Origin of the sequence: Rothia sp. LK2492 (assembly GCF_040946345.1) — a bacterium.
GTDB classification, from domain to species: Bacteria; Actinomycetota; Actinomycetes; order Actinomycetales; family Micrococcaceae; genus Rothia; species Rothia endophytica.
The window spans coordinates 184,141-192,203 of the sequence record NZ_JAYWLX010000005.1 but is presented as its reverse complement, the minus strand read 5'-3'; the positions used below and the strand labels follow the sequence as shown (position 1 = coordinate 192,203).

Here is an 8,063-nt window from a genome sequence, read left to right as displayed (position 1 = left end):
GGACAGCTCAGGACAGCTCAGGACAGCTCAGGACAGCTCAGGACAGCTCAGGACAGCTCAGGAAGAGCCAATCACCGGCGGGGCAGGGCTCTTATAATCAACACACCTAATTCCCACCAAAATAGTAAACATTTTTAAAAACAAATGCGGGGCACCTCCGTAAGGTGCCCCGCATCTAGCTACAACCGCTTATTTACTTTTCAAGAGAAGCTGAAACGCTACCCTCAACAGTGTGGTCACTGTGGTGATCATGGTGAGCTGCTTCGAGCTCAGCAGGAGTCACAGCTACAACGCGATCTTCAAACCAAATCTTTGAAAGACCAGCTCGAATTTTCTCGATGGGAGAGATCTTACCCTTCTTGTTCGGCTGAGCCGGGAGGGGGGCGGGCGACTCGAAATCGACGAGAGCGTAACGACGGTATTCATCAACAGGCTTGTGAACTTCGATGAATTCACCGTGGGGCAGCTGCACCACATTACCGGTCTCAATGCCGTGAAGAACCAGTTCGCGATCCTTACGCTGCAGTGCCAGACAAATACGCTGAGTGATGTAGAAGCCGATGAGAGGACCTACCAGGAAACCTGCGCGCAGCGCGTAAGCAACATCGTTCAACGAAACGTGGAAGTGTGTTGCAATAAGGTCTGAGCTCGCTGCAATCATAAGGGTTCCGTAACCGATGATACCTGCAACGCCTACACCAGTGCGGAAAGGAGCGTTTCGAGGACGATCGAGAACGTTATGAACTCGGTTGTCCTTAGTAACCCACCGCTCAATCCAAGGCCAGAAGACCATAGCCATTATGACGCTGCCCGCCATGAGAGCGAAGGGGAGCAGAACGCTAAGCACCCAGGTTCCACCCAAGAATTCAAATTCCCAGGGGAATGGCCATACGCCAGGCCACAAACGCAGTGCACCGTCACCAAATCCTACGTACCAGTCGGGCTGGGTACCAGCCTGAACAGGGGAGGGATCGTAGGGGCCGTAGTTCCACAATGCATTGATAGTAAAGGTTGCACTAAGGAGCGCAATAATACCGAAGACAATGAAGAAGAAGCCACCGGCTTTAGCTGCATATACGGGTCCAACGGGGAAACCAACCACATTGTTCTCAGTACGTCCTGGGCCAGGGTACTGAGTGTGCTTGTGGATGACCACCATGAACATATGAATAGCAACTAGCAGAAGCAGAATTGCGGGGATCACCATGATGTGAAGGCTGTAGAGACGGCTAATGATTGCGGAGCCGGGGAATTCACCACCGAAGAAGAATAGTGAAATGTAGGTACCGATGAGCGGAATCGACTTGAAGATACCGTCGATAATACGAAGGCCGTTGCCTGACAAAACGTCATCGGGAAGTGAGTAGCCAGTAAAGCCAGCAAGAATGCCAACAATCATCAGCGTTGCACCAACAACCCAGTTGAGTTCACGAGGACGGCGGAAAGCGCCGGTGAAGAACACACGCAACATGTGCACGGTCATGGCCATCATGAACATGAGGGCTGCCCAGTGGTGAATCTGGCGCATGAGCAGACCGCCGCGTACATCGAAGGAGATGTCCAGGGTAGATGCGTAAGCACCTGACATGTGTACACCCTTCATGGGGACATATGAACCGTCGTAGGTCACCGAAACCATGGTGGGGTTGAAGAAGAAGGTCAGGAAGGTTCCTGACAAAATCAAGATGACGAGGCTGTACAGAGCAACTTCACCGAACATGAATGACCAGTGGTCAGGGAAGATCTTACGGCCAAATTCTTTGACGATGCCAGATACGCCTACGCGCTGATCAACGTAGTGAGCAATGCGCCCTGTTGTTGTCTTAGCTTTGTAATCGGACTGCAGTGAGTGCGACATTATGCTTCACCTGCCATTTCTTTAACGTGCTTTGCGCGTTCCCAGTAACCGGGACCGACAGGCTCGTGGAAGTCGCTCTGTGCGACCAGGTAGCCTTCCGAGTCAACTCGGATGGGAAGTTGAGGCAGAGCGCGAGCTGCGGGACCAAAAACAACTTCACATTCGTTAGCAGCATCGAAAGTTGACTGGTGACAGGGGCACAGCAGATGGTGGGTGCGCTGCTCATAGAGAGCGATGGGGCAGCCAACGTGGGTGCAGACCTTTGAGTAGGCGATGATGCCGTCTACGTTCCAGTCTTCACGGCCTTCAGAAACGTTGAGTTCGCTGGGATCGAGACGCATCAACAATACAACTGACTTAGCCTTTTCTTCCAAGTACCCATTTTCGTGGGTAAGGGTTGAAAGGGTCTCGGGCAGAACGTGGTAAGCAGATCCGAGGGTTACATCAGCAGCTTTGATAGGAGTACCTGAGGGGTCACGAACGAGACGGACACCTTCGTCCCACATGGTGTACTTGAGTACTGACGGATCAGCAGGGCCCAGATCACGGAAGAGGGTGACAAAAGTCAGGGGAGCGAGGATAACCGAACCGATGAGGGTATTACGCAGCAGAGGGCGACGCTTAATACCGGTTTCTTCGATGATAGTTTCCATGATTTCCTGAGCCTCTGCGCGGTCCTCTTCAGAAGTAACCGCATGACGCTCTTCGACCATCTCATGGTCAGGCATGAGTGACCGTGCCCAATGGACGATGCCGATACCAATACCGAACATCGCGAAAGCGACGCCAAGACCCATGAGCAGGTTCTGCAAACGAAGCATCTTGTTAGCTTCGGGGTTCATGACATCGTAGAAGTTGCCGCTGACCTCGATACCGAAGTATCCAACCCAGAACAGCAGGGAGCCGAGTATTGAGATGACGAATAGTAGAACTACCTGTCGCTCAGCACCTTTGGCTTTTTTAGAATCCACGTCGGTCAGACGTGGAGCGTGCGGGGGAAGTCCCGGATCGGGGAACCTCTCCTGACTTGCCTCTTGAGAGGTAACTACGGCAGAGGTATGAGCCTTTACGCCGTCACTATGGTTTCCCATGTGTTGCCTCAAATCTTCCTTGGTACGAAATTTATGTGTGTGCTAAAGCTTATGCAGCTCGTGATGTGAGCCATAGGGTGAATGCAATGACAATCACGAGACCGAGAGTCCAGATCAAAAGACCTTCAGACACGGGGCCAAGCGAGCCTAGAGCGAAACCACCAACGGGGGTATTTACTTCCTGAGACTTCAGGTAGGTAATCACATCGCGCTTTTCTTCAGGGGTGATGTTTACATCACTGAAAACGGGCATATTCTGAGGCCCGGTTAACATTGCCCCGTAGATGTGCCTCTCTGATACGCCCATCAGGGTGGGGGCATACTTACCGCGAGTAAGAGCGCCACCAACGCCAGCAGCGTTATGGCACATAGCGCAGTTTGCTAGGAATACCTTTGCACCGTTAGCTGCATCGCCTTTGGAAACATCGAGGTATTCGTCCTCAGGAATGGCGGGGCCTGCACCGAGTGAAGCTACATAAGCTGAAAGCTGCATCGTCTGCTCGTCGTTGAACTGCCCGGGCTTAAGCTGAGCCTGAACGCCCTGCATCTGCATAGGCATACGACCGGTTCCAACCTGGAAATCAACAGCAGCGGCACCAACACCAATGAGTGAGGGGCCGTCTACTGAGCCTTCTGCGTTGGTTCCGTGACAGGTTGCGCAGTTAGATACAAAAAGCTTCTGGCCCTCTGCGATATCTTCAGCGCTGTAGGAGGTGCTTGTTGCAGCCTGGGCTTCGTTAGTAGCTGTGGCAACTGCATAGAGGCCACCGGAGAGAAGCAGAGCAAGGGCAAGCAACACAAGAGCTGCGAGCGGATGGCGCCGCTTTTGAGAAAGTGCCTTCACGTTGTTTGTTCCTTAGTGTGTGCTAGTTATGGATGGTTAATTTAGCGATTGGCTTACTTGAGGAAGTAGACGACCAGGAACAATACGATCCAGATGACGTCAACAAAGTGCCAGTAGTAAGAAACAACGATTGCTGAAGTTGCTTCGTAATGGCCAAAACGCTTGGCAACATACGCGCGGCCAATAATCAGCAGAAACGCGATAAGACCGCCAGTCACGTGGAGGGCGTGGAAGCCGGTGGTGATGTAGAAAGCAGAACCGTAAGCGCTTGAAGCAATAGTAATGCCTTCGGAAACAAGGTTGGCATATTCGTAAGCCTGCACGGATACGAAGAACGCACCCATGATGAAGGTAAGAAGGAACCACTCGATCATTCCCCACTGGCGAATGTCAAAGATGGAACCGGTACGACGGGGCTTTAGCTGTTCAGCTTTAAAAACACCGAACTGGCAGGTAACGGAACTCAAGACCAACACGATGGTGTTAGCGAGAGCGAGCGGGACTTCAAGCAGGGGTGTGTTCTCAGCCCAAATATCGGGGCGTGAAGCACGAAGCGTGAAGTACATGGCGAACAGGCCGGCAAAAAACATGAGCTCAGAAGCTAACCAAATCACGGTGCCCACGGCTACCTGGTTTGGTCGATTTAGAGCGGCATGAGCCGACTTACTTGGAGTATGGGTTGCAGTTGTCACATAGACATTATGTCTGTAAAACTCGCCATGAACCAATAGGCGGGGCTGTTTGTCGTGGGGTGTGTTGTAAATCCTGCGTAAAATGCCCTATTTGAAGGCGGTGTTACGCAGTTATGTCGAAGCGCACGAAGAAGTCACCGCTCTCCCTGTCAACAAACCGGGTCATGGGGGAGAGATTACCTATAAGCGCCATAGACTGGGTGAATGCTTAATTCAACAGACCTATCCTGGAAACACATACTAAATCGTCTCACCGCCCAACATGATCTCACATCTCATGAAATTTCTTGGGCTATGGATGAGATTATGAGCGGGGTGACGCCCGAAGCGATCATTGGTGCATTTCTAGTTGGACTTCATGTTAAGGGTGAAACTCCTGAGGAGCTTCAAGCACTTGCTCAAGGCATGATTGAGAAGGCAGAACCTATTGAGGTGACCTCATCGGCAGTAGATGTTGTAGGCACCGGGGGAGACCAGCAAAACACCGTCAATATTTCAACCATGGCCTCGCTAGTAGTTGCCGGGGCCGGTATTCCTGTCATTAAACACGGAAACAGAGCTTCTTCTTCATCTAGCGGTAGTGCAGACGTTCTTGAAGCACTAGGTGTCAACCTCAACATGAGCATTAAAGATGTTGCTCAAGCTGTATCAGAAGTTGGAATCACTTTCCTCTTTGCTCAGATATTCCACCCTTCCATGAAACATGTGGCCCCCACACGAAAAGCCTTAGGGGTACCCACTGCATTTAACTACCTTGGCCCCATGACTAACCCTGCACAGGTTAGATCTTCAGCTATTGGTGTCGCAGATCATGAGATGGCTGAACGTATTGCTCAAGTTTTTGCATCAAGAGGGGACCATGCACTCATTGTGCGGGGTTCTGATGGACTGGATGAGATTACAATTACTGGCGCTTCATATGTATGGGAAACTTTCGATGGAGAAGTTACTGCTTACGAACTAAACCCAGAAGATTGTGGTTTTCCCTTAGGTGTGATGGGCGACCTGCGCGGTGGCGATGCAAAACATAACGCTCAAGTAGTACATGAAACTTTGAAGGGGTCCGTGGGGCCCATCCTGGACGCTGTGTTGCTAAACGCAGCTGCTGCAATTACTGCCTATAGCCCGGTTGAAGGCATAAGTTTCGACCAGCGGTTTGCTGAAGGAATTGGAAGAGCCAGGGAAGCCATTGATAGTGGCAAGGCCCTGCAGGTTCTTGAAAAATGGGTATCTTATAGCGCAAACAAGTAATGGTTGAGAGTTAAGGAAAAAGGGGGTCTTACAACAGCGTAGGACTCCCTTTTTCAGATAACTACTACCGACGACTACGCCCAACGAAAATGATAATGAGTCGCCATCCGACCAAGAAAACAAAAAGCGTCAGGGTAGAAACGATAACGAATGCTGTTGCTGCGGTATCACCAAAGCTGATTCGTAGAGCCATGCCGACGACCAGGGTAATGCTCCAGGCAATAATTGCTTCTGCCATTAATGGGAGGTCTCTGCGGGTATTGATGACCCAGATCAGAATATGGGCAGAAAGCGCAGATGTCAGGAAAGGCGCCGACGCTCTGAGGATATCGCTAAGGTCTTCGCCGTGGCTCATTAGACCGATAGCAATAAATATTAGAACGAGCGCCACGTCGATACACAAACGTAAAAACTGATTTGGAAGCTGTTTGGTTGAAGATGATAGAGGCATATTAATTACTTTAGTCCACTGACGTATCCCGGGGTGAGGGGAGCGTTCAAAAACATTACTTTACATAATGTATATTATCGGCGTTTCAGCACAGCCCAGAAATAGCCATATTTCATCTGAACCACGGGTGTAATCATAGGTTCTCTTCATCAAGTTCATAGAGAATAGAAATATCCCTAATCTTCACAGGAGGTATACATGATCGAATGGTTTTCGGACAACCTGTGGGCTCTGTGGCTAGCCATTGCAATTATTCTCTGCATCATCGAAATCTTGATGTTGGACTTCGTGTTCCTGATGATGGCTGTTGCTGCCCTGGCTACTGCCGGCAGCTCTGTTTGGGTTGATTCTATTGTGGCTCAGGTAGTCATCTTCGCGGCGGTTAGCATCTCCCTTTTGCTCGGTTTAAGGCCACCGCTCATCAAAAAATTTCATCAAAGTTCACCGGATACTCCGATGAACGCCGATGGTTTGGTGGGCCAGACCGCTTTAGTGACTGAAACAGTAACTTCAACAGCCGGTTTAGCGACGCTTGCCGGTGATACCTGGACCGCTAGGCCCTCCAGCCCCGAAATGGTTCTACCCTCTGGCACTAACGCCCGAGTTACGGCCATCAAAGGCGCCACAGCCTACCTAACAGCCCTCTAACCCCCATTTCGAAAGGAAATCCCCGTGTCAATCATTAATTTAACGGTTGCAATCATACTGATTGCCCTCATCATCTTGGTGATTACCGTTTTGCTCAAAGCGGTACGTATCATCCCCCAGGCTCGCGCTGGAATCGTGGAGCGTTTGGGTAAATACCACACAACACTGAACCCCGGCTTCCACGTGACAGTTCCCTTTGTTGACCGAGTACTCCCCCTCATCGATTTGCGTGAGCAGGTTGTCTCTTTCCCAGCCCAATCTGTAATCACTGAAGATAATCTCGTCGTAGGTATTGATACTGTTGTCTACTTTCAGGTCACTGATCCCAAAGCAGCAACCTATGAAATCACCAACTACATTCACGCTGTAGATGAACTTACCAGCGCTACTCTCCGTAACGTCGTCGGTGGACTGAACCTTGAAGAAACTCTGACTTCACGAGACAAGATCAACACCGAACTTCGCGGCGTACTTGATACTACGACCGGACGTTGGGGCATCCGTGTTTCCCGCGTTGATATTAAAGAAATTCAGCCTCCACATTCCATTCAGGATTCCATGGAGAAGCAGATGCGCGCTGAACGAGATCGCCGTGCAGCTATCCTTACTGCCGAAGGTCAGAAGCAGTCTCAGATTCTAACCGCTGAGGGTGATTCTCGTGCAGCCATTCTTCGTGCTGAAGGTGAAAAGCAGTCTCAGATCCTAACTGCAGAGGGTGACGCTAAATCAGCTATTCTCCGTGCAGACGGTGAAGCGCAGGCCATTCAAAAGGTCTTCCATGCCATTCATTCATCTAACCCCAGCCAGAAACTGTTGACTTACCAGTACCTGCAGACTCTGCCCAAGCTTGCTGAGGGCGATGCTAATAAGCTGTGGTTCATCCCCACCGAACTCGGTGACGCTCTGCGCGGCATCGGAAATGCTTTCACCCCTGGCAACCTAGGACCAGACGTAGAGGAACAGACTGACGAATCAGCACCGGTCTCCCCCATCGTTGATACTCCCGTTGTTCGGATTACTGAAGAGGATCTCAACCCTAATCTGGATAAGTTAGATTCAGGTATTGAAATACCTACTGACACTGCAACAGAAACGACTAGCGCTATCGATGATTCGACTCGCTAAAACTTCTCGCCCGGCTATAATTAGAGTTTGGTCTTAAACGGGAATAAACCCGTGCTGCATACCCGTTATGCACTTCAGACATACAGTCATCTTTTTGGAGGAA

8 protein-coding genes are annotated in these 8,063 nt (G+C 50.6%); 3 read left to right on the top strand and 5 right to left on the bottom strand.

The features are described from left to right. Nucleotides 1-193: 193 nt before the first annotated feature. The 4 genes from VVR27_RS07885 to VVR27_RS07870 are packed head-to-tail and all read right to left on the bottom strand — an operon-like array spanning nucleotide 194 to nucleotide 4,485. Nucleotides 194-1,858 (bottom strand): cytochrome bc complex cytochrome b subunit, encoded by a 1,665-nt coding sequence (locus tag VVR27_RS07885; protein ID WP_368547844.1) that lies wholly within the window; start codon nucleotides 1,856-1,858, stop codon nucleotides 194-196. After that, the gene (locus VVR27_RS07880; protein WP_368547843.1) at nucleotides 1,858-2,949 is read right to left on the bottom strand and encodes a Rieske 2Fe-2S domain-containing protein; all 1,092 of its coding nucleotides are present in this window, start codon (nucleotides 2,947-2,949) and stop codon (nucleotides 1,858-1,860) included. The genes VVR27_RS07885 and VVR27_RS07880 overlap by 1 nt, the downstream gene beginning before the upstream one ends. 49 nt (nucleotides 2,950-2,998) lie before the next feature. After that, nucleotides 2,999-3,793 carry a c-type cytochrome gene (locus tag VVR27_RS07875; RefSeq protein ID WP_368547842.1) on the bottom strand — a complete coding sequence of 265 codons (795 nt, stop codon included), beginning with the start codon at nucleotides 3,791-3,793 and terminating at the stop codon, nucleotides 2,999-3,001. A gap of 53 nt (nucleotides 3,794-3,846) precedes the next feature. After that, nucleotides 3,847-4,485: a heme-copper oxidase subunit III gene (locus VVR27_RS07870; protein ID WP_368547841.1), complete on the bottom strand. Its 639-nt coding sequence runs from the start codon at nucleotides 4,483-4,485 to the stop codon at nucleotides 3,847-3,849. A gap of 204 nt (nucleotides 4,486-4,689) precedes the next feature. Between VVR27_RS07870 and trpD the strand changes: the two genes are divergently transcribed. After that, nucleotides 4,690-5,736: an anthranilate phosphoribosyltransferase gene (gene trpD / locus VVR27_RS07865; protein ID WP_368547840.1), complete on the top strand. Its 1,047-nt coding sequence runs from the start codon at nucleotides 4,690-4,692 to the stop codon at nucleotides 5,734-5,736. A gap of 64 nt (nucleotides 5,737-5,800) precedes the next feature. Here trpD and VVR27_RS07860 read toward each other — a convergent pair whose 3' ends face one another. Further along, nucleotides 5,801-6,187 carry a DUF3054 domain-containing protein gene (locus tag VVR27_RS07860; RefSeq protein WP_368547839.1) on the bottom strand — a complete coding sequence of 129 codons (387 nt, stop codon included), beginning with the start codon at nucleotides 6,185-6,187 and terminating at the stop codon, nucleotides 5,801-5,803. A gap of 198 nt (nucleotides 6,188-6,385) precedes the next feature. Between VVR27_RS07860 and VVR27_RS07855 the strand changes: the two genes are divergently transcribed. Further along, nucleotides 6,386-6,835 carry an NfeD family protein gene (locus VVR27_RS07855; protein WP_368547838.1) on the top strand — a complete coding sequence of 150 codons (450 nt, stop codon included), beginning with the start codon at nucleotides 6,386-6,388 and terminating at the stop codon, nucleotides 6,833-6,835. A 33-nt stretch (nucleotides 6,836-6,868) separates the two neighbouring features. Then, nucleotides 6,869-7,960 (top strand): SPFH domain-containing protein, encoded by a 1,092-nt coding sequence (locus VVR27_RS07850; protein WP_368547853.1) that lies wholly within the window; start codon nucleotides 6,869-6,871, stop codon nucleotides 7,958-7,960. Nucleotides 7,961-8,063: the final 103 nt, after the last annotated feature.